The organism is Microbacterium sp. NPDC091676, assembly GCF_044756645.1.
Taxonomy (GTDB): Bacteria; Actinomycetota; Actinomycetes; order Actinomycetales; family Microbacteriaceae; genus Microbacterium; species Microbacterium paraoxydans_D.
In genome coordinates this window covers 2,023,935-2,045,019 of sequence record NZ_JBIVTI010000001.1, presented here as the reverse complement: position 1 = coordinate 2,045,019, position 21,085 = coordinate 2,023,935, and the positions used below count along the sequence as shown (strand labels likewise).

Below are 21,085 nucleotides of genomic sequence, written 5' to 3'. Positions count from 1 at the left end.
GCCCCCGGGTACGCGGCGAGACCCCCGGGTGGCGACGCGAAGACCCCGGGGTGTCGACGACAACCCGGGGTCTCAGCGGAAGAGGAGGGGGGAGGGGAGCGGGGAGCTAGGGGAAGAGGCGGCGGAGCAGGGGGAGGTCGTCGTCGTGGAGCGCCTGCGTGATCACGGCAGCGGTCTCCGGGGGCATGTCCTTCTCCAGGCGCTGCCAGAGCCACCGCGCGGCACCCAGGTCGGCGGTGGCGACGGCGGTCGAGAACGCGGCGACGCCGTCGTAGTACGGGATGGTGGACGAGCCGGGCGGGGCGTTGTACGGCGAGTAGATGTCGACGAACGGAAGAGCCGGGTCCGGGCGGAGGTAGAGGACGTCGCCGGGTGCGATCGGCTCGAAGCCGCGCACATGGTTGAAGCTGCCGACAGTGACGTAGTCGACGCAGAAGCGCTCGCCGATCGCGATCAGACTGTCGCCGGACTGGACCTCGTAGGAGAAGATCCGCCCGTCCGCATCCCGGGTGACGGGACCGCGCGCCAGCTCCGACGTGCCCATGTCGACGAGCTCGCCGAGAAGCTTCGCATGATGCGCGGAGCCGTCGTCGCTGCCGATGCTGATGAACGCGTTGGTGGAGCAGTCCCCCGGGCCGCCGGCGGGAACGCTGATGCCGTCACCCAGGTCGACGAGTTCGTCCTCGGCCGTGTCCTCGGCTTTCAGGGCCGCCGGGGTGGGGGTCGGTGACGGTTCGGCGGCGAAGCGCTCCGACGCCCACGAGGTGACGTCGAACGCGGCGGACGCGGCGCTGACCACGACGGGAGCGGCCGCGACGACCAGGCCGGCGACGGCGACGGCGACGACGGCGGCGGTGATCGTGGTGGAGCGCTTCATCCCGGTCAGCATGGCATCGAAGCGTGCCGAGCGCCAGAGCGGAGGCGTCAGCTGCGGAGATAGGCGAGGACGGCGAGGACCCGACGGTGGCCGCTGTCGGTGGCGGCCAGGCCGAGCTTGGCGAAGATGTTGCCGATGTGCTTGCTCACCGCGGTCTCCGTCACGAACAGGCGTGCGGCGATGGTGGTGTTGTCAAGGCCCTCGGCCATGAGCCCGAGCACCTCCCGCTCCCGCGGAGTGAGGGTCTGCACGGGGTCGTCGGCGCGACGCCGGCTCATGAGCTGCGAGATGACCTCGGGGTCCATCACGGTCCCCCCGGCGGCCACCCGGCGCAAGGCGTCGACGAACGCGGCGACCTTGCCCACCCGCTCCTTCAGCAGGTATCCGAGGCCGTTCGCCCCGGCCGCCAGGAGCTCGCCCGCATAGCGGTCCTCCACGTACGCCGAGAGCACGAGCACGGGGAAGCCCGGGCGGCGGGCTCTCGCCTCGGCCGCGGCCTTGAGCCCTTCGCTGGTGAAGGTCGGGGGCATCCGTACGTCGACCACCGCGGCGTCGGCCTCGTCGAGGAGGGCGAGGAATCCATCGGCGTCCGGCACCGCCCCGATCACGTCGAAGCCCTCGCTGCGCAACAGGAGCGCGAGGCCCTCCCGCAGCAGGGTGTCGTCCTCCGCGATCACGATCCGCATGGCAGCTCCGTCCGCAGGATGGTGGGTCCCCCGGCGGGACTCGACAGTTCCATCGTGCCCTCGAACGCCTCGACACGGCGCCGGATCCCCGCGAGACCCCCGGCCGGACGCTCGATCGCGCCGCCGACCCCGTCGTCCTCCACCGCGATGAGGAGCAGCTCGCCCTCCCGCTCCACGCGCACGGCGGCACGCGCGGCGGCGCTGTACTTGTTCACGTTGGTCAGCGCCTCCGCGACCACGAAGTACGACGCCGACTCGACCGCCGCCGGCACCCGGCCGACGTCTGCGGCCTCGAGCGTGCACGGGATGACGCTGCGCCCGGCGAGCGAGGCCAGCGCGCCCTCGAGCCCGAGTTCGTCGAGGATCGGCGGATAGATGTCGTGCACCGTGCGGCGGAGGCCGGCGAGGGCATCGGTCGCCGCATCCTGCGCGCGCCGCAGCGGCGCGAGCACGTCGCCGCCCGTCTCCTGGGCCCGCTCCGCGATCCCCAGCATCATCACGACGTTCACCAGGCGGTTCTGGGCGTCGTCGTGCAGGTCGCGCTCGATGCGACGGAGTTCGGCGGCATGGGCGTCGAGGGCAGCTGCGCGGCTGAGCGTCAGCGCGTCGACGCGGGCGGCGAGGCGCGACTTCTGCGGCGTCGCGAGAAGCCTCGCCGAGACGAAGGCCACCAGTCGGGCGACCACCGGCACGAGGAACAGCGCGGCCACCGCATAGGCCAGGGCGACGAGCGGCATGGTCCACGCGAGCTCCCACGACGTGACCGGGTACGGCGAGCCGACGGGGTCGTCGGCGGGCGCGAACTGCCAGTACCCGGTGACGGCGAGGCTGTTGACGGCGGCCAGCGGCAGCGCGAGCGTCAGCAGCGACAGCCACATCACCGGGAAGGCGTGCACCGTGAGCCACAGGGCGTCGCGGGCGGTGGTGCGGGAGAAGGCGAAGCGGAGCCGCTCGTCGATCGTCGCGCCGCGGGGCAGCGTGCGCATGAGCGGGGGCAGGTCCTCCCCGCGCCGGCGCCCGATCCGGCGGCGCGCCCGGTCGCTCCAGGCATGCAGCACCTGCACGACCTGCGGGAGCAGCAGCACCCCGCCCGTGATGAGCATGAGCGGCAGCAGCACGAGGATGACGCAGAACAATGCGAGGGACACGACGGAGGCGCCGAGCTCGACGGCGAGGAACCGCGCATCGGGCAGCCAACCGCGCAGCCAGCGGCGCATCCATCCGTCCTTCACCCTGCAAGTCTGCCCGAGCGTCCCGACGCCCGCGGTAGAGCCAGCTCCACCATCGATGCGGGACCGTGCGGGATGGGGGCGGGCGCCCGGCGTTCCTACCGTCGAAGCATGACCTTCCTTTCCTCTGCGCCGCTCGTCGAAGCGGCCCCGGCCGAGGCGCTGCGCCTCAGCGGCCTCGTCAAGACCTACGGTTCCGGCAGCGCCCGGGTGACCGCGCTCCGAGGCATCGACCTCGCCATCGCACGGGGCTCGTTCACCGCGATCATGGGGCCGTCCGGCTCGGGCAAGAGCACGCTGCTGCACAGTGCCGCAGGGCTCGACCGCCCGACCAGCGGCACGGTGCATCTGGGCGGCACCGAGATCTCCGCGCTCAAGCCCCGACAGCTCACCGCCTTCCGCCGCGACCACGTGGGGTTCGTCTTCCAGGCGTACAACCTGCTGCCGGCGCTGAGCGTGGAGGACAACATCACCCTCCCGCTGCGCCTCGGCCGCCGGCCCCTCGACCACGGCCGGCTGGAGACCCTGCTCGACGCGGTGGGCCTCACCGACCGCCGCCACCGCCGCCCCGCCGAGCTCTCCGGCGGACAGCAGCAGCGCGTCGCGATCGCCCGGGCCCTCATCACCCGACCGCACGTCGTGTTCGGCGACGAGCCCACCGGGGCCCTGGACTCCCGCACCGGGAAGCAGGTGCTCGACCTCCTCGCGCACACCGCGAAGGAGCTGCACCAGACCGTGGTCGTCGTCACCCACGACCCGGTGGTGGCCTCCCACGCCGACCGGGTCATCTTCCTCGCCGACGGGGCGTTCGCCGGACACCTCGACGGCGGCACCCCGCAGCAGATCACGGATCGCATGAGCACGCTGGGGGAGTGGTGATGTCCGCGGCGCCGCTCGGGCTCGGACGGATCGTCCGCGCCGACCTCCGTCATCATCGGCGCAGTCTCGCCGGGGTCTTCGTGGCCATCTTCGTCGCGAGCGCGCTCGTCACCGGGCTCGGCGTGCTCGTCGAGTCGGGTATCCGCGGCGGCCTCGCGCCGCAGCGCTACACCGCCGCCGAGGTGGTCGTCGGTGCCGCGCAGCAGGTCGACGTGCCGGAGGACCTGCCGGTGCCGCTGCGCGAGCGCGCCCCCGTTCCCGACGACGCCGCGCGGGAGATCGCCGCGTTGCCCGGAGTCGAGGCCGTGGTCGCCGACGTGACCGTGCCCCTGGCGCTCCGGGGCGGGACGACGGATGCCGTGGTCGAGGCGCACCCCTGGTCCGCGACGGCACTCACCGGCTTCACGCTCGCCGAGGGCCGGGAACCCGCTGCCGGTGACGAGGTCGTGATGCTCGCCGGTGCCGGCCACAGCGTGGGCGAGACCCTTCCGCTCGCCCACGGCGGCACCGCGGCGACGTACGCGGTCGTCGGTCTGGTGTCTGCGGAGAGCATGCCGGAGCGCGCGGTGCCGGTGTTCCTGACGGACGAGCGCGTCCGCGACCTCGACCCGCACGGCGGCGCCCCGCAGGCGCTGGGCGTATTCGTCGACGGCGACCCCGAGCGCACGGCGACCGCGATCCGGGACGCGTTCCCCGATCTGGTCGCCCGGACCGGTGACGCCCGCGGCGACGTGGAGTTCCTCGACTCGGCGGCGGCGCGCACCCTGCTCATCGCGCTCGGCAGCGCGTTCGTGGGCACCTGCATCCTCGTCGCCCTCTTCATCGTCGCGGGGACGCTGTCGCTGTCCGTGCAGGCCCGTCGGCGTGAGCACGCCCTGCTCCGCGCGGTGGGGGCGACGCCGTCGCAGGTGCACGCCCTCATCGCGCGGGAGACGCTCGTCGTCGCGGTCGTCGCCGCGCTGCTCGGGATCGCTCCGGGGTACCTGCTGTCCTCCGCGCTGCAGTCGGCGTTCGTGGCCGGTGGGGTCATCCCCGGCGACTTCGCCCTCGCGCTGAGCCCGTTCCCGGCACTGGCCGCCGCGGTGCTGGTGCTCGGTGCGGCCTGGGGTGCGGCGCGCATCGCCGCGCGGCGTCCTGCCCGCCTCGATCCCATCGAGGCGCTGCGCGAGTCGTCGACGGGGCCGGGTCCGATCGGCCTGCCCCGCGTCATCGCCGGGATCGTGTGCGCCGCCGCCGGCGTCTCGATCTCCACCGTCCCTCTGACCGTCCGCGGAGACGCCGCCGTCGGGGCCTCGGCCGGTGCGGCGATCCTGCTCATCGTCGCCCTCGCGCTGCTGGGGCCGTGGCTCGTCGCCCTGTGCGTGCGCCTCGTCGGCCCCGTGCTGCGCCGTTCGTCGGCCGCGGGCTTCCTCGCCGCCGCCCACACGACCGCGGGCAGCCGGCGCATGGCAGCCGCGATCCTCCCGATCGCCCTCGGCATCGGGCTGGGTCTCGTGCAGATCGGCGGGCCGGCGATCGTCGCCGACGAGGCGGCGACCCAGGCGCGGGCCGGGGTCATCGCCGACCTGCGGGTGGCGACCCCGGCCGGGCTCTCCCCCGAGGTCGTCGGCGGGCTGCGCGGCGAGCCGGGGGTGACCGCCGCGACCGGCGTGGTCGTCAGCACCGCGGTGATCGACTCACTCGACATCGAAGGCAAGGTCGAACGCACGGAGTACGTGCTGCAGGGCGTCGACCCGGCGACGGTGGACGGCCTGCTCGACCTGCGGGTGCAGGAGGGCTCCCTCGCTGCCCTCGACGGCGGTGCGACCGTCGCCGTCAGCGCCGACATGGCCCACACGCTCGGCCTCGACGTCGGCGACCCGGTGACGGGGGTGCTCGGCGACGGCTCACCCCTGGAAGCCACCGTGGTCGGCATCTACCGACGCGGTCTCGGCTTCGGCGATCTCACCATGGCCGCCGACCACGTCCGCGCACACACCTCCGCAGGACTCGACTCGTTCGCGCTCGTGTCGGTGGACGCTTCCGGCGCGGCCGACGCCCTCGCCGCCGACGGTCTGCAGGTGGTCCCGGGGGCCGGGCAGAAGGCGAGCACGACCGGTGCCGTCTCGCAGCAGGGATGGGTGAGCCTCATCGGCCTCCTGGTCATCCTCGGGTACATCGCGATCGCCGTCGTGAACACCCTCGTGATGGCGACGGGGGAGCGATCCCGGGAGTTCGCCCTGCTGCAGCTCATCGGCGCCTCCCGGGGTCAGGTGCGCGCCACGATGCGCACCGAGGCGATCATGATCGCCGTCCTCTCGATGGTCTTCGGCGTGCTGGTGGCGATCCCGCCGCTGATGGGCATGAGCTACGGCATCTCCGGGCAGCCGCTCCCGGCGATGCCCGTGCTGGGCTCCCTTGCGATCGTCGGGGGCATGGGCGCACTCGCCCTCGTCGCGCTGCGGGTCGCGACAGGGGCCGCGCTGCGCCGCCGCCCGATCGAGGAGATCGGCTCTCGCGAGTAGGCCCGCGACCACGTGAGGGCGCATCGGGATCCCGGTGCGCCCTCCGGCGTGCGCCCGGGGTGAAAAGGAGGGGTGAATTCCCCGGGGGTGGCCGGAGGGCTCCGCGGCGGCCGGGCAGGCTGGCGGAGGCCCGGACCGAGTCCACCCTGCCCGAAGGGTGCTCGGCGGTCGCCTGAGGGGGCGGGGGCTTCCGTGTGCGCGGATGCGTGCCGGAACGCGATGAATGGGGAGAGCAGTCATGGGATTCCGTGTTGCCCGCAAGGACCGCACGTCCGAGGGTCTTCCGCTGGAGCGGCGCAGCCGCCGGCGGGGCCGGATGAGGAAGCTGATCGGCGGTGCCGTGAGCACGGCGCTCGTCGCGTCGTCGATGGTCGTCATCGGCGGGGCGCTGACCGCCGCACCGGCCGCCGCGGCGGAGCCGTTCCTCTGCACGCCCGGAGCGGTGTACGTGCAGAGCGCCACCGAGGTGCGCGAGTTCGCCGTGAACGAGCAGGGCGGCACCCTCGGCGCCACGAGTATCGGCCTCGGCCACTCCGACAACGGGCTCGGCCTGTCGGCGGACGGAACGTACGCGTACACGGTGACCAACGTCGGCACGGACAAGGTGCTGGCCAAGCACGACCGTCGGGGCGAGGGAACGACGACCCGAACGCCCTTCACGCTGGGAACCAGCCGCACGGACTCCTCTGTGCTGCGAGGAGCCGTGCATCCTGTCACGGGTGTCTACTACTTCGCCAGCGGCACGCTCGATGGTGCCATCAACCTCTATGCGTGGAACGAGAGCGTCACGCCGCAGACCTACGTGCAGGTCGGCAAGCTGCGTCCGACCGCCGGCAGCAGCGCCTTCGGCGCCAACGGCGACATGGCCTTCAGTGCCTCCGGTCAGCTCGTGCTCGTCGCCGACCGGTACATCTACTCCTCCGACCTCCCGGCCACGCTCGAACCGAGCACCGCGACGATCGACGCCAAGCAGGTGCACGACATGGGCGCGGGGGTGCAGGGCAACGGCATCGCGTTCGGAAACCTCGGCCACATCTTCGTCTCTGTCGGGGGCACCAACCCGTACATCGTGGAGGTCGACCTGCCGCGCGGGCAGACGGTCAACACGACCCCGCTCGGCACCTTCTCGCCCACCGACATGGCGAGCTGCACGTTCCCGAACACGCTGACGCTGAAGAAGGATCTCCCCGAAGGCCGTCACGCCGGGACCGACCAGTTCGGGCTGCGCGTGCAGTCGCCGGCCGGCTACCAGGTCGCGCAGACCGACGCCGTCACCCGTGGCGACCGCTCCGGTCTGCAGCCGGACTACGCCGGCCCCGTCTTCACCAACCAGGGGGACACCTTCCGGCTGTCCGAATCGGCGGCGGGCTCGACCGACCTCACGAAGTACGACGCCTCCCTCGTCTGCCTGCAGGTGAACGCCGACGGCTCGACCACCCCGGTGGCCGTCACCGCCGACGGACAGGTCACCCAGCCGGCCGGCCCGCTCGGCACCGACGTCACGTGCACCTACACGAACGTCCGCCTCGCGCCGGACCTCGCGCTCCGCAAGACCTCCGACCCCGCCGACGGCACCGCGGTGCAGGCCGGTCAGCGTCTCACCTACACGCTGCAGGCCGAGAACACCGGCAACACCCGCCTCGACCCGGTCACCGTGGCCGACGACCTGTCGGGTGTGCTCGCCAACGCCGAGTACCAGGGCGACGTGGCCACGGCGATCGACGGCGACCCGGTGTCGTCCGGCGCCGCCACCGTCACGGGCGACGACCTCGCCTGGACCGGCGCCCTCGAGCCCGGGCAGGTGCTCACGATCACCTACTCTGTCGTCGTCGACGAGGGGGTGGAGGGCGAGCGCATCGCCAACCGCGTCACCGCATCCGGCACGCCGCCCGGGGGGCTGCCTCCGACCACCCCTCCGGCCGTCACCACCGAGCACCCGGTCGCCGGCTTCGAGGTCGCGAAGACCTCCGATCCCGCATCGGGCACCGTGGTGGAGCCGGGTCAGACCATCGAGTACACCGTCACCGGCACGAACACCGGGGCGACCGTCCTCGACCCGGCGACCGTCACCGACGACCTCTCCGGCGTGCTCGCGAACGCCGCCTTCAACGACGACATCACGACCATGGTCGGCGGCACCGCCGTCACCACAGGCGGCGCGACCCTGACCGGGAACACCCTCGCCTGGACCGGAGCGCTTCAGCCCGGGCAGACCGTGACGATCACGTACTCGGTGACCGTGGGCGACGACACCTCCGGCGAGATCCTGCGCAACAGCGTGACCGGATCGGGTACGCCGACCACTCCGAACCCGGGCGACCCGACCGGGCCGCAGGTTCCCGGTGAGCCGATCGTCCCGCCGACGGTCACCACCGAGCACCCCGTGATCGGCTCCGGCTTCACGATCTCGAAGTCGGCCGACCCCGCCTCCGGCACGGCCGTGTCCGCCGGTGACACGATCACCTACACGATCACCGGCACCAACACGGGTGACACCGACCTCGATCCCGCGGAGATCGTCGACGACCTGTCGGGAGTGCTCGGCTCCTCCGGCTACAACGACGACGTCACGGCCGACCGCGGCTCCGTGCGGGTCGCTGACGCCACCCTCACCTGGACTGGCGCCATCCCGCGCGGGGAAGCGGTCGTCATCCGCTACACGGTGACGGTGGACGCGGGTGTCGAGAAGGCCCTGCTGCACAACGTCGTCACCGGATCGGCCACGCCGCAGATCCCGACCGACCCCGCCGACCCCTCCGGTGCGAAGACCCCGGGGACCCCGATCGTCCCGCCGGCGGCGGAGACGGAGCACCCCGTCGTCGACACGGGCTTCGAGGTCTCGAAGTCGGCCGACCCGGCCTCCGGCACCGCCGTCCGCGCGGGCGACACCCTCACCTACACGGTCTCGGGCGTCAACACCGGCAACACGGTCCTCGACCCCGCGACGATCGTCGACGACCTCTCGGCCGTCCTCGCGAACGCGGAGTACGGCGGCGACGTGAAGGCCTCGTCCGGATCCGTCGCGCTCTCCGGCACCACCCTCACCTGGACCGGGACGCTCGCTCCCGGCGACCGCGTCGACATCACCTACACGGTGACCGTGGACGAGGAGGCGACCGGCGTGCTGCTCCGCAACACGGTGTCCGGTGAGGGCACCCCGCTGATCCCGACCGACCCGACCGACCCGGAGAGCCCGACCACGCCGGGCACCCCGGTCGAGACCCCGCCGGCCACGACGGAGCACCCCGTCGCGACCCCCGGGTTCACCGTAACCAAGACGGCCGACCCGGCGACGGGCACGCGCGTCGACCCCGGCAGCGTGATCACCTACACCGTGACCGGCCGCAACACGGGCGACACCGTCCTCGACCCCGTCGAGATCGGCGACGACCTGCGCGCGGCGCTGGCCCACGCGTCGTACAACGACGACGTGTCCGCCACCCGCGGCGACGTCCGCGTGGCCGACGGCGCCCTCTCGTGGAACGGCGTGCTGCGCCCCGGCCAGGACGTCGTGATCACCTACTCGGTGACCGTCGACGCCACCGCCGGCGGCGAGACCATCGCGAACACGGCGACCGGAGAGGCGACCCCGCTGATCCCCGCCGACCCGAGCGACCCCGAGAGCCCCACGACTCCCGGCACGCCGATCACGCCGCCGCCGTCGAGCACGGAGCACCCCGTGAACGAGCCCGGCTTCACGTTCGCCAAGACCGTGGACCCCGCCGCCGGTACCGCTGTCGACCCCGGTGACGTGCTCACCTACACGCTGACCGCGGTCAACACCGGTCAGACGGTGCTCGACCCGGTGACGATCACCGACGACCTGTCGGCTGTGCTGCCGTACGCGACCTTCAACGCGGACGCCGTGGCGAGCATCGCGGGTGCCGCAGCGGCTCCGGCGACCCTGGACGGCACGGAGCTGTCGTGGACGGGGGCGCTCGCGGTCGGTCAGACCGTGACCGTCACCTACTCCGTGACCGTGAGCGCCGAGGGCGTCGGCACCGTGATCGAGAACGCGGCGTCCGCGACGGCGACCCCGCCGGGAGGATCGACGATCACCCCGCCGCCCGGTGTCACGACCAACCCGGTCAACGAGCCCGGATTCTCCGTCTCGAAGAGCGTCGACCCGGCTGCGGGCACGGCGGTCGACCCGGGCAGCGTCCTCACCTACACGGTGACCGGCGTGAACACGGGGGAGACGGCCCTCGACCCCGTCACCATCGCCGACGACCTCTCCGGTGTCCTGGCGCACGCGGAGTTCAACGACGACGCGACGGCGACGATCGGCGGCACGGCGACGACCGCGCCGACGGTGGCCGCGGACCGGCTGTCGTGGACGGGGGCGCTGCAGGTCGGCGAGAGCGTCACGATCACGTACTCGGTGACCGTGCGCGCGGATGCGGGAGGCGCCGTCCTCGAGAACACGGCCTCCGGCTCGGCGACCCCGCCGGGTGGGGTGCCGCCGATCGAGACGCCGCCGGCGACGACCGAGAATCCCGTGAACAAGCCCGGCTTCGAGCTGCGCAAGTTCGCCGATCCCGCGTCCGGCACCCGGGTCGACCCGGGCAGCGTCGTCATCTATACGGTGACCGGCGTGAACACGGGGGAGACGGCTCTGGCTCCGGTCCGCATCGTCGACGACCTGTCGGGCGTGCTCGCCCACGCCGCCTACAACGGCGACGCGACGGCGACCCTGAGCGACGGCACCGCGCCTGAGCCCGTCGTCGCGGGCGACGAGCTCACCTGGGCCGGTGACCTCGCGGTCGGCCAGCGCGTCACGATCACCTACTCGGTGACCGTGCACGGCGACGCCGGCGGTGCGATCATCGCGAACACCGTCGAGGGCACGGCCACCCCTCCCGGCGGTGCCGAGCTGACCCCGCCGCCGGTGACGACGGAGAACCCCGTCGGCACCCCGGGCTTCACGTTCGTCAAGTCCTCCGACCCCGCGTCCGGCTCCGCCGTCGCGACGGGCAGCGTCGTGACCTACACGCTCACCGGCACCAACACCGGCGAGACGGGTCTGGACGAGGTCGTCGTCACGGACGACCTGGCCGGAGTGCTGCGGCATGCCGACCTCCGCGGCACGGCGACCGCCACGGTGGGTGACCGTGCGGTGGCCGCGCCGATCATCGACGGCACGACGCTGCACTGGACGGGCAGCCTCGCCGAAGGGGAGCGTGTCGTGATCACCTACGCGGTGACCGTGCACGCCGACGCGGCGGGGGCGACGCTGCGGAACGTGGCCACCGCCTCGGCCACGCCTCCCGGCGGGGAGACGATCACCCCGCCGACGAGCACGACCGAGAACCGGGTGCTGACGCCGCTCGCCCTCACCGGCGGACAGCTGGCTCCGTGGATCCTCGGGCTCGCGATCGCCCTGCTGATCGGCGGTGCGGTGCTGCTGCTGGTGCGCCGACGCCGCATGCAGAGCTAGCGGTCCCGGCAGAAGGCCCCGCCCGTCGTCTCCGACGGGTGGGGCCTTCGTCATCCGGGGAGGAGGCCGTGCCGTGCGGCCTGCTCGAGGGCTTCGGTGCGGTTGGCCGCGTCGAGCTTGCGGTAGATGCTGCGGAGCTGGGTCTTCAGGGTGTTCGGCGAGACCCGCAGCTCCGCGGCGATCTCGGGCAGCGGCGCCCCCGTCGTGAGCGCGTGCAGCACCACCTGCTCCCGCGAGGAGAGCTTCGGGCGCGCGGCGAACGACGGCAACGCCGAGCGGGTGGGCAGCGGCGGGTCGCCCACCGGAGCGAGGTCGGCCCGGACGGCGGCGAAGTCCTCGGCGCCGAGCAGGGCCGGCGGAGTGCGCAGGCCTCGATCGGCGAGCTGGGCGTGCAAGGCCTCGGTCACGGCCTGCGCGGCGGCGGGGCTGACCCGGTGGAGGGCGGCGCTCTGCACCGCGGCGGCCTCGGCGCGCTCGCGCGAGGTCGTCGGTTCGAGGCGCGTCGCGGTGAGCAGTCGCACCGCATCCGGAGCACGACCGTCGATCAGAGCGATCCGGGCCCGTTCCAGAAGGGTGCCGAACCGGTCCGTCCCGGCGTCGCGCTGTTTGACGCCGCGCGCGGCACGGACGTCGCCGAGGGCGAGGTGCAGCAGGATCCGGGGGCGGCTCAGCGTCTGGCGGGCCGACGTCGATCCGGCCTCGCGCCCGCGCATCCGGGCGAACGACTCCAGGCGCTCCAGCCCGCCGGCGGCATCGCCGTCATGCAGCGCGATCCATGCTTCCACCGCCGCCATCGTCGTCCAGTGCTCGCTCGTCGCGCGGTGCGGCTCGAAGGCGCGCACGTGCTGCTTGGCCGCGGTCAGGTCGCCGTCCTCGACCGCGAGCATCGCTTCCGCGACGCGATAGAACGTGCCGCGGTATCCGTCCAGCAGCGCCGCGTCCCACGAGCCGTCCCGGATGATCTCGACGTAGTGCCGCGCCTCCGGGAGGTCGCCGCCCAGGGCGTGGATCCCGCTGAGCAGGCTCACGGCGTGGAAGGCGTTGCCCGTGCCCTGGGACGCGGCGAGCGCGGCCGCCTCGTCGAAGAGTCGCAGGGCCTGTTCGCGGCGGCCGCCGTAGTACAGCGAGATCCCCAGGTGCGTGCACAGCAGGGGCATCTCGATCGCGTACTGCTGCCACTGCGACTCCGAGGTCTCCGTGTACAGCGCGAGCGCGCGCGCCGCGACCTGCCCGGCCCGCTCGGGCATCCCGATCACGCGCAGGGCCGCGCTCTCGGCGGTCCAGATGAACAGGCGCTCCGTCGGCGAGAGGGCGCTTCGACGGGCGTTCGCCGCGGAGATCGCCATGCGCAGCAGCTGCAGGCCGCGCACCCGCCGGAGCCGGTTGGCGTTGAGGCAGATCCCCAGCAGCATCGCCACCAGGGGCTCCTGCTTCAGCCGGGCCAGGGGCAGGTCGCCCAGCAGCGCCACGACTCGGCGGCCGTCGTGGTCCAGGAGGTGGCTCCACCCGGACATGATGACGTGGGCTGCGAGGTGGAGGTCGTCCTCCTCCATCGCGAGGCGGAGCCCCTCGAAGGGGGCACCGCGCCGGAGGGCGCCCTCGATCGCGAGGCGGCGGAGCAGGCGGATCTCGGCCGGGAAGCGCTGCAGGAGGTCCCGTCGCAGCAGGGTGCGGGCCGGTGGCGCGATCGAGAATGTCCGGGGGATGGTCTCCGTCGACCACCGCCCGAAGCCGAACGCCTCGGCCTGGTCGAGGGCGGCGCCGATGTCCGGATCGCTGCTGAGGGCCTGGGCCAGCGGGAGGTCGACGGTGTCCGTGATGCTGATCCGGATCAGTCCCTCGAGGACGCCGGCGCCGAACGTGCCCTCCTCCATGCGACTGCGGAGGTAGTCGTCGACCGCCGTGGTCGCCATCTCCACGATCGTCGTGTCGCCGGCGGCATGGCCGCGGAGGGCGACGGCGCGGATGACCGCCGCGAACCCCTCGGTCGCGGTCCGTACGGCGACGGCGGTGTCCTCGTCCACGTCGAGCGCGCGACGGATCTCGTCCGTGTCGAACGCGAGGTCCTCCGGGGAGATCAGCGTGGTGTCGATCACGAGGTCGACGCCGTCGCTGTCGAAGGGGCTGGGGCGGTTCGTGGCCACGACCAGACGGACGTGCGGCAGGACGGCGACCGTGCGGCAGAGGTCGAAGACCGCGTCGTGGTCGAGGGCGGCGGCGTCATCGAGGACGATGACGACAGGCTCCTCGTGGTTGCAGAGGTGCTGCGCGACGGCGGGCCAGAGATCTCCGGCGGCCGGATCCGGGTCGCGAAGCTCCACCGCGTCCCCCGCACCGCGCAGTTCCCGCAGCAGGGCGGTGGCGAGTGCCGGGCTCGTCGCCAGCGCCGATGACGCCGTCAGCCACACGATGCGTGCGGCGACCGTGAAGGCCCAGCCGACCAGCGCGGTGGTCTTCCCCGAGCCGGCGGCGCCGCGCAGCACCGTGAGCGGAGCTCCGGCGTCCAGCGCCGCGTTCACCCGCGGCCGTCCGATGACGTGCGCGGAAACCCGCGGCAACCTCTTGTCCCCTTGCGCGCCGAAAGCCGGCATCGTCCCTCCCCAGGTACGCATCCCCACCCCTACGATAGCCAACCCCGCTCGGCGGCGGGCTCCGCGGAGCGAGGGAGCCGGAGGTTCTAGGCTCGGAGGGTGAGTGGACCGCTGTCGCCCGTGTCCGCGCGCCGCGTGCCGACCAGTGCCCTGCTCGTGAGTGCCGCACTCGGCGCCGTCCAGGCCCTCGTCTTCCTGGCCGTCGTGCCGGTCACGAGCGTGCTGGCCGCTGCCTCCCCTCCCGCGTATGCCCTGGTCGCGGCCGTGCACACCGCACTGCCGTTCCTCGCGCGCGTCGTCACCCGCGTCCCGGGCATGGCGACGCTCGCGGCCTTCGTATCCGGGGTGCTGACCGTCGCGGTGTCCCCCATCGGCCTGCTCGGAGTGGTGCCGCTGGTCCTCGGCGGCGTGGTCCTCGACCTCGTGCTGCCGTTGCGGCGCGTCGCGGAGGTCCGCCCGGGTCGCGTCCTGCTCGCCGGTGGCGTGACCGGCGTGGTTCTCTTCGTCGTCGCCCTCCCCGTCTTCTCCCCGGAGCACCTCGTTCCCCCGGTGCTCATCGGCACACTGCTGGGCCGGGTGGCCGGCGAGGTCGCGGTGGCCGGTGCCGTCCTCGCCGTGCGCCGACTGCTGCGGCGCGCCGGCGTCGCCCGCTGAGCGGAGTCCTCCCGATACCCCCACCGGGTATAGTAGGCGCATGGTCGGCCGTCGCGTGCTCCAGGGGGCGTTGCTCGTCGTCGTCCTCGTGGGCGGAATCGTGTTCGGACTCCTCGGCATGCATGCGCTCGACACGCACGGCACGGCCGGAGCACACGCGATGGCAGGCCACGCGGTCACGGCCCCCGAGCACCCGTCGGTGTCGTCAGCGCACGCCGCAGGTGGCGCCGAGACGACGATCGCGCCCGGGGACCCCGCGGGTGATGGCGGCGCGGCCTGCGTCCTTGCGCTGCTCGGCGGGCTGCTCCTGCTGCTGCGCCCCTCTCGCCATCTCCTGACCGGACCTCTGCTGCGCGCTCTCCGCTCGTCCGCGGACGCGGCCGCCGCTCCGCTTCGCCCTCCCTCACTCCACGTCCTCTGCATCAGTCGGACCTGATCGGCGCCGATGCGCCCGGGCGCCGCGTCCGCGGACGCCCTTCCGACAGACACAGATGAGAGAGAAATGACGAATCGAACCACTGCCGCCGCTGCCCTCGTGCTGGCCGGAACCCTCGCCCTCGCCGGGTGCGCCTCGACCGCACCTGCCGGGCCGGCCGACCATTCCGGCATGGGGCACTCCCCCTCGGACGCCCCGCTGACCGGAGCGAACGAGGCCGACGCGATGTTCGCATCCATGATGATCGTCCACCACGAGCAGGCCGTCGAGATGTCCGACATCGTGCTCGCGAAGGACGACGTCGACCCCCGGGTCGCCGACCTCGCGGAACGTATCAAGGCCGCTCAGGGCCCGGAGATCGAGAAGATGCAGGGCTGGCTCGACGACTGGGGGGCCGAGGCGGGTGACCCGGCCGAGATGGACCACGGCGACGGCATGATGAGCGACGACGACCTCGCCGCGCTGGAGGCCGCCGCGGGCCCGGAGGTGTCCCGGCTGTTCCTGGAGCAGATGATCGCGCACCACGAGGGCGCGGTCGAGATGGCCGAGGCGGAGGTCGCGGACGGTGAGAATGCGGACGCGGTCGCCCTCGCACAGGACGTCGTCGATGCGCAGACCGCCGAGATCGCGGAGATGAAGGAGATCCTCGCCACGCTCTGACCCGCACGGGCCCCGCGTCGCCTCCGCGGCGCGGGGCCCGTCGCCCTTCTGTGACCTGTCCTTTCCGCGCTGTTCTGTACGTTTCGCACTACTATGGACTCATGAGCGAGATCGCGATCACGGAAGCCCGGGGGCGGCTGGCGTCCATCATCGACGAGGCGCGCAAGGAGCCCGTCTACCTCACCCGACGAAACCTCCCGGTGGCGGCTGTCGTCGATGCCAGCCTGCTGGAGCGACTCCTCGAAGACGCGGAGGAGCTGGCCGACATCCGCGCGGTCGATGCCGCCTGGGAGGAGACCGCGCGACTCGCCGAGACGCCGATCCCGTGGGAGGAGGTGAAGCGGGACCTCGGGCTCGTGCCGTGACCTACGACGTCCAGGTCCTGCCTGTCGCCGTGCGGGCGATCCGCAAGCTCCCTCCCGAGGCGAGGCGACGTATCCAGGCCGTCATCGAGCTCCTCTCCGAAGACCCACGGCCCCCCGCGGCACGCAAGCTCACCGGCCGACCGGAGTGGCGGGTGCGGACGGGGGACTACCGGGTGCTCTACCGGATCGAGGATGGGATCCTGACGGTCGTCGTCGTGCACGCCGGCCACCGTCGCGAGGTCTACCGCTAGCGATCGCGGCGCCGCAGGCGGCGCAGCGGAGCGGACAGACGGTGCCAGAGCGTCGGCGCCGGCTCTTCGTCCTCGGTGGGAGGTGGGGCGACGGCGAACTCGACGAACTCCTCCGCGCCATGGTGCACGACGCGGTAGAGCGCCGTGCCGATGAGCACTCCGAGCGCGATCGACATGACGGAGACGAGGGCCGCGGTGAAGTCGGCGAGGCCGTTGTCGGTCGCCACGGCCTCGGTGAGGCCCACCAGGCCGGCGGCTCCGGGCACCAGCAGCCAGAAGGCCGGGAGGAACGTGAGCTGCGACGGGGCTCCGTGACGCAGCCCGGCGATCCAGAACACGACCGGCGTGACGGCGACTGCACCGACGAACCCGCCGACCGCCGGATCGATGAACTCCGTCCCCGCCCACTGGCCGAGGTACGCGACGACCAGGGCGAGCAGCACCCACCCGAACGTGGACGGCGGGGAGGAGAAGTGCAGGTAGTTGCCGAGTGCGAACACGAGGATGCCCAACAGCGGCACCCACCAGGGCAGATACGACGAGGAGGCGTCGAGAGCCTCGTACGAATCGCTCGAGACGCCCACCACGGCGCCCGCGGCGAGGATGCCGAAGGCGAGGAGCGCGAGCTGCACGAACCCGTAGATGAGGCGGGACGCGCCGGAGATCATCTGTCCCGCTGCGAGCTCGACCGTCGCCGTGGTGAGCACGCCGCCGGGGAGGAAGGTGACCAGCGGGGCGATCAGCAGCCGGATCGGGTCGCCGATCTCGATGACCTCCGCGAGGAGGAACACCGCGGCCGCGCACACGAAGGCCGCGGCGATGGGCATCACGAGCTGCAGGGTGGGGGAGCGCACGAGCTTGAGCAGGCCGATCCCGAATCCCAGCACGAAGGCGACGAGGGCCCCCTGCCAGGTCGGTGCGAGCAGGAGGGCCAGGCCGGTCGTGAGGATGGCGTGGCCGAGCGTCCGGGTGAACCAGCCGAGGCGCGGACGCATCGCGCCGATCTCGTTGAGCCGCCGGATGCCGTCGAGCGGGTCGACCTCGCCGGTCTTCGCCTGTGCGATGAGGTCGTACAGCGCGGCGATCTGGTCGAAGCGGAACGAGGCGTTCGTGGCCGAGCGGAACGCGACCCGCTGCTCCTCCGCGTCCCCCGTCTCCACGATGATGATGGTCGGCAGGACGACGAAGTCGGCGCCGTCGCCGCCCGACGCCGTGGCGACCTCGGCGATCGTGTCCCGGATGCGGTCGACGGACTCCGCCGACGCGTTCATGCCCTGAGCCAGCCCCAGCAGGAACTGCCGCAGCGCCGACCGGTCGACGACGTCGGTCATGTCAGGTGAACAGGAACGACAGCGCCACCCCGACGACGATGGCCGTCCCGACGTAGACGAGGTTCGGCAGCTGGAACGAGTGGTCGATGACGAACTTGCCCATCTTCGTCGTCCCGGTCTGGTCGAACGCGACGGTCGCCACCTGGCTGCCGTTGGCGGGCAGCGTGTAGATGCCCATCGCCGCCGGCCACAGCCCCACCAGCAGGGAGGCGGGCAGACCGATCGTGATGCCGATCGGGACGATCGCGTTCGTGGCGCTCGATTGGCTGGTCGTGAGCATGGCGACCGCGAAGAGCGCCAGTGCGAACAGCAGGGCCCCGAGGAAGGCGGAGGAGCCGGAGACGACCGAGCCCAGCCCGTCGACGATGAGGGTCTGGTTCGCGGCGACGAACGTGTTGGCGAGCCAGGCGATGCCGAACAGGGCGATGGCACCGACGATGCCGGCCGGGAAGGTGGACTGCTTGGGCACGTCCGCGGCCTTCACCTTGCAGAACACGAAGATCAGCGCGGCGATGATGCCCATGACGACCTCGATGATCACGGTGACGCTCAGGCGCAGCGGATCGCCGTCGTCGTCGGTGCCGATGACCGGACGGAGGTTCTCGAACAGGCCGAAGAACACGATCACCGCGACGCCGGCGAGGAACAGCGAGGCCGAGAGCACGGCGGTCGGGGGGAGCTTGTTCTCGTGCGCATCGACGGTGGGCGGCTTGATCTGTCCCTCCGCCAGGCGCTTCTGGTACTCCGGGTCGTCCTCGAGGTCCTTGCCGTGACGCATCATGACCAGCGCGGCCACGAGCAGACCGGCGATGGACGCCGGCCACATGATGAGGAGCAGACCGCCGAGGTCGACGCCCTGCGGGGCCAGCAACACGACCATCGATGCGGTGGCCGCGGAGACCGGCGAGCAGAGGATGCCGACCTGCGAGGCGACGGCCGAGACCGACAGCGCCCGCTCCGGCCGGATCTTCTGCTGATAGGAGACGTCGTAGATCACCGGCAGCAGCGGGTAGAAGATGTTGCCGGTGCCCGCGCCGACCGTGAAGAGGAACGACATCGCCGGCGCGAGGAAGACGACGGACTTCGGCCGTTTGCGGATGACCTTCGCCGCCACCGACACCATCCAGTCGATGCCGCCAGCGGCCTGCATGGTCGAGGCGGCGGTGATGACCGTGATGACGATGAACACGGCGTCGACCGGGGCGTTGCCCGGGGCCTCCCCGAACACGAACACGAGCACCGCGACGCCGACGAGGCCCCACACGCCCAGGCCGATCCCGCTCGTGCGGGTGCCCATGAAGATCGCCAGGACGACGACGATGAGCTCCGCGACGAGGATCCAGACGCTGTCGTTCACGACGACGGCCCCTTCAGGATCGGCGCGGATCCGGTGAGGACCTGCACCGGCAGCTCGGTCTCGACGATCTTCCCGTCGACCGCCTCGACCTTCAGCGCCAGCGCGTTCTCGACCGGGCTGACCGCGGTGACGAACTCGCCGTTCTCGAAGTGGAGCGACTGCAGATTGCCCACCGCGTACCCGGTCGACAGCTCGCCGCTGAGGAGCGAGGCGTGGAAGAGCGGCCGGCGCTGGTCCTCGGCGTCGTAGTGCGGACAGAAGCTGCCGTGCAGGAACCCGAGGCCCTCGGGGAGCACCTGCAGCGTCGGGCCGTAGCTGTCGGTCGTGCCGCCCTCGAACCAGCAGATGCCGCCCGCACTGCCTCCCGTGAACACGACGTTCGAGGAGGGGTCCTCCCACATCTCGCGCATGATCTCGTCGAGGCCCTGACGCTTCCAGACGTCGAGCATGTTCGCGGTGTTCCCGCCGCCGACGTGGATGACGTCGAAGCCCTTCACGAAGCCGGCGAGGTCGTCGACCGCTCGATGGAAGAGGGGCAGGTGGTGCGGAGCGCAGCGGTCCGCGTCATACGTCGAGTAGAAGCTCACGATGTAGGCGGTGTCGTCGCCGGTCGCGGTGCCGACGAAGAGGACCCGGGGCCGCTCCTTGCCGGTGAGCTTCAGGATGTACTCGTGCGTCGGATCGTTCCGACGTTCCATCATGGCCTTGCCGGCCCCTGTTGCGACGACGTGCGACATGCCCCCACCTCACTGTCGAGTGTGAATGGGCTCAACCTAGCGTCGCGTCGTGACCGCCGTCCAGAGCGGTCACCCCGGCCGGGTGAATCCGGGCGCGTCAGCCGACGATGCGGGCCGTGCCGACCATGCCTTCCAGGAGGGCGGCCGTGCGGGCGCGCGGACCCTCCGGCGCGATGCCGAGCACGCGGGCGAGCTCCAGAGCGAGGGCGGCGTGTCCGACCGCACTGGGGTGGAACGGGTCGTTCATGAGGCCCCACGGCACGCCGCCGCCGCCCAGCTCCGCGAAGTGGGCGTGCTGGTCGACGAGGATCACGTCCTCGGCGGACGCGACTCCACGGACGGCCTCGGCGAAGTCGGCGATCCGCGCCCGCTCCGGCGCGTTGCGGACGTCGATGGCGGGCGGCGTCTGGAGCACCGGGATGGCGCCGAGCTCGCGCACCCGGCGCACGAAGTCGTGCAGGGAGGCGGCGTAGTCGTCCGGCGAGATGACCGGTCGCGGTCCGCCGTCGGAGGCGTCGTTGGTGCCGACCATGAGGGTGACGACATCCGGCCGCCAGCCCGCGACCCGACGCTCCCAGTCGTCGAGGATGTCGACGATCCGGTTGCCGCTGATCGCGGTGTTGAGGACGATGTCCCTGACGCGCTCGAGCTCGCCCCTGATCAGCTCGTGGAGGTGCTCCGGGTAGCTGCGCCCGCCCTGGGTGTGCACCAGGCCGTGGGTGATCGAGTCGCCGGTGATGACCCAGTTCAGCGGCGCGGGGTCGCGGAGGGCGGCGGCGAGGCGGCCCAGGTCGTCGGAGGCGGTGGCGGGGGAGGCGGAGGGGGCGATCGGCACGCCTCAGAGCATATCCGTCGGCGCGACCGCACTCCCGCGGGAGGGCCGCGTAATGCGCGAGGGCGGTTCCCGTCCTGTTCCCGAGGGGCGCGGCTGGACGCGCGAGCGCGGACGGCGATCCGTGGTCCAGGACGTCGTCGGATCCCCAACTCGATGGCGTGGAGAAATCGAGTCCCTCGTGCGGCGGGCTGCTCCCCCGGCCCGCCGCACCTCCCGTGTCGTCGTCCGCGCTCAGCGGACCCATTCCGGAACGCCG

General features: G+C 72.4%; 16 protein-coding genes. 8 read left to right on the top strand and 8 right to left on the bottom strand.

The window, feature by feature from the left end:
• Positions 1 to 106 precede the first annotated feature (106 nt).
• From ACIQID_RS09920 to ACIQID_RS09910, 3 genes are read right to left on the bottom strand one after another with little or no spacing between them, the layout of a single operon-like run.
• Complete coding sequence (locus ACIQID_RS09920) at positions 107 to 877, bottom strand: LysM peptidoglycan-binding domain-containing protein (RefSeq protein ID WP_400284394.1); 771 nt, start codon at positions 875 to 877, stop codon at positions 107 to 109.
• A 47-nt stretch (positions 878 to 924) separates the two neighbouring features.
• Positions 925 to 1,563, bottom strand: a complete 639-nt coding sequence (locus ACIQID_RS09915) for a response regulator transcription factor (protein ID WP_312674242.1) — start codon at positions 1,561 to 1,563, stop codon at positions 925 to 927.
• Positions 1,551 to 2,795, bottom strand: coding sequence for a sensor domain-containing protein (locus tag ACIQID_RS09910; RefSeq protein ID WP_400284390.1), 1,245 nt, complete (start codon positions 2,793 to 2,795; stop codon positions 1,551 to 1,553). The genes ACIQID_RS09915 and ACIQID_RS09910 overlap by 13 nt, the downstream gene beginning before the upstream one ends.
• Before the next feature lie 108 nt (positions 2,796 to 2,903).
• On the opposite strand from ACIQID_RS09910, the gene ACIQID_RS09905 reads away from it, so the two are divergent.
• The 3 genes from ACIQID_RS09905 to ACIQID_RS09895 all read left to right on the top strand — a co-directional run bounded on the left by ACIQID_RS09905 (position 2,904) and on the right by ACIQID_RS09895 (position 11,612).
• Positions 2,904 to 3,671 carry an ABC transporter ATP-binding protein gene (locus ACIQID_RS09905; RefSeq protein ID WP_400284387.1) on the top strand — a complete coding sequence of 256 codons (768 nt, stop codon included), beginning with the start codon at positions 2,904 to 2,906 and terminating at the stop codon, positions 3,669 to 3,671.
• Positions 3,671 to 6,175 (top strand): ABC transporter permease, encoded by a 2,505-nt coding sequence (locus tag ACIQID_RS09900; protein ID WP_400284384.1) that lies wholly within the window; start codon positions 3,671 to 3,673, stop codon positions 6,173 to 6,175. Before ACIQID_RS09905 ends, ACIQID_RS09900 begins: the two co-directional genes overlap by 1 nt.
• A gap of 238 nt (positions 6,176 to 6,413) precedes the next feature.
• The gene (locus ACIQID_RS09895; RefSeq protein WP_400284381.1) at positions 6,414 to 11,612 is read left to right on the top strand and encodes an isopeptide-forming domain-containing fimbrial protein; all 5,199 of its coding nucleotides are present in this window, start codon (positions 6,414 to 6,416) and stop codon (positions 11,610 to 11,612) included.
• A 50-nt stretch (positions 11,613 to 11,662) separates the two neighbouring features.
• Here the strand turns inward: ACIQID_RS09895 and ACIQID_RS09890 are convergent, their stop codons facing one another.
• The gene (locus ACIQID_RS09890; RefSeq protein WP_400284378.1) at positions 11,663 to 14,170 is read right to left on the bottom strand and encodes a LuxR C-terminal-related transcriptional regulator; all 2,508 of its coding nucleotides are present in this window, start codon (positions 14,168 to 14,170) and stop codon (positions 11,663 to 11,665) included.
• A gap of 132 nt (positions 14,171 to 14,302) precedes the next feature.
• Between ACIQID_RS09890 and ACIQID_RS09885 the strand changes: the two genes are divergently transcribed.
• The 5 genes from ACIQID_RS09885 (at position 14,303) to ACIQID_RS09865 (ending at position 16,569) form a co-directional block, all read left to right on the top strand.
• Positions 14,303 to 14,857 (top strand): ECF transporter S component, encoded by a 555-nt coding sequence (locus ACIQID_RS09885; protein ID WP_400284375.1) that lies wholly within the window; start codon positions 14,303 to 14,305, stop codon positions 14,855 to 14,857.
• Between the two features lie 40 nt (positions 14,858 to 14,897).
• On the top strand, positions 14,898 to 15,293 hold the full coding sequence (locus ACIQID_RS09880) for a DUF6153 family protein (RefSeq protein ID WP_400284372.1): 396 nt from the start codon (positions 14,898 to 14,900) through the stop codon (positions 15,291 to 15,293).
• 66 nt (positions 15,294 to 15,359) lie between these two features.
• Positions 15,360 to 15,953 (top strand): DUF305 domain-containing protein, encoded by a 594-nt coding sequence (locus ACIQID_RS09875; RefSeq protein WP_400284368.1) that lies wholly within the window; start codon positions 15,360 to 15,362, stop codon positions 15,951 to 15,953.
• 101 nt (positions 15,954 to 16,054) lie between these two features.
• A complete protein-coding gene (locus ACIQID_RS09870) occupies positions 16,055 to 16,318 on the top strand; it encodes a type II toxin-antitoxin system Phd/YefM family antitoxin (protein ID WP_268777520.1) in 264 nt (87 codons plus the stop codon).
• The gene (locus tag ACIQID_RS09865; RefSeq protein WP_315638288.1) at positions 16,315 to 16,569 is read left to right on the top strand and encodes a type II toxin-antitoxin system RelE/ParE family toxin; all 255 of its coding nucleotides are present in this window, start codon (positions 16,315 to 16,317) and stop codon (positions 16,567 to 16,569) included. The genes ACIQID_RS09870 and ACIQID_RS09865 overlap by 4 nt, the downstream gene beginning before the upstream one ends.
• Here the strand turns inward: ACIQID_RS09865 and ACIQID_RS09860 are convergent.
• The 4 genes from ACIQID_RS09860 to ACIQID_RS09845 all read right to left on the bottom strand — a co-directional run bounded on the left by ACIQID_RS09860 (position 16,566) and on the right by ACIQID_RS09845 (position 20,829).
• Positions 16,566 to 17,900 (bottom strand): threonine/serine exporter family protein, encoded by a 1,335-nt coding sequence (locus tag ACIQID_RS09860; protein WP_312674229.1) that lies wholly within the window; start codon positions 17,898 to 17,900, stop codon positions 16,566 to 16,568. The genes ACIQID_RS09865 and ACIQID_RS09860 overlap by 4 nt on opposite strands.
• Before the next feature lies 1 nt (position 17,901).
• Positions 17,902 to 19,257, bottom strand: a complete 1,356-nt coding sequence (locus ACIQID_RS09855) for an anaerobic C4-dicarboxylate transporter family protein (protein WP_187662909.1) — start codon at positions 19,255 to 19,257, stop codon at positions 17,902 to 17,904.
• A complete protein-coding gene (locus ACIQID_RS09850; protein WP_400284362.1) occupies positions 19,254 to 19,994 on the bottom strand; it encodes a Type 1 glutamine amidotransferase-like domain-containing protein in 741 nt (246 codons plus the stop codon). The genes ACIQID_RS09855 and ACIQID_RS09850 overlap by 4 nt, the downstream gene beginning before the upstream one ends.
• Before the next feature lie 97 nt (positions 19,995 to 20,091).
• Positions 20,092 to 20,829 (bottom strand): SGNH/GDSL hydrolase family protein, encoded by a 738-nt coding sequence (locus ACIQID_RS09845; RefSeq protein ID WP_312674224.1) that lies wholly within the window; start codon positions 20,827 to 20,829, stop codon positions 20,092 to 20,094.
• Positions 20,830 to 21,085 lie beyond the last annotated feature (256 nt).

Coding starts and splice junctions, on each gene's coding strand:
- ACIQID_RS09920 (WP_400284394.1), bottom strand. CDS start 877: ATGAAGCGCTCCACCACGATCACCGCCGCCGTCGTCGCCGTCGCCGTC.
- ACIQID_RS09915 (WP_312674242.1), bottom strand. CDS start 1,563: ATGCGGATCGTGATCGCGGAGGACGACACCCTGCTGCGGGAGGGCCTC.
- ACIQID_RS09905 (WP_400284387.1), top strand. CDS start 2,904: ATGACCTTCCTTTCCTCTGCGCCGCTCGTCGAAGCGGCCCCGGCCGAG.
- ACIQID_RS09900 (WP_400284384.1), top strand. CDS start 3,671: ATGTCCGCGGCGCCGCTCGGGCTCGGACGGATCGTCCGCGCCGACCTC.
- ACIQID_RS09895 (WP_400284381.1), top strand. CDS start 6,414: ATGGGATTCCGTGTTGCCCGCAAGGACCGCACGTCCGAGGGTCTTCCG.
- ACIQID_RS09880 (WP_400284372.1), top strand. CDS start 14,898: ATGGTCGGCCGTCGCGTGCTCCAGGGGGCGTTGCTCGTCGTCGTCCTC.
- ACIQID_RS09875 (WP_400284368.1), top strand. CDS start 15,360: ATGACGAATCGAACCACTGCCGCCGCTGCCCTCGTGCTGGCCGGAACC.
- ACIQID_RS09870 (WP_268777520.1), top strand. CDS start 16,055: ATGAGCGAGATCGCGATCACGGAAGCCCGGGGGCGGCTGGCGTCCATC.
- ACIQID_RS09860 (WP_312674229.1), bottom strand. CDS start 17,900: ATGACCGACGTCGTCGACCGGTCGGCGCTGCGGCAGTTCCTGCTGGGG.
- ACIQID_RS09850 (WP_400284362.1), bottom strand. CDS start 19,994: ATGTCGCACGTCGTCGCAACAGGGGCCGGCAAGGCCATGATGGAACGT.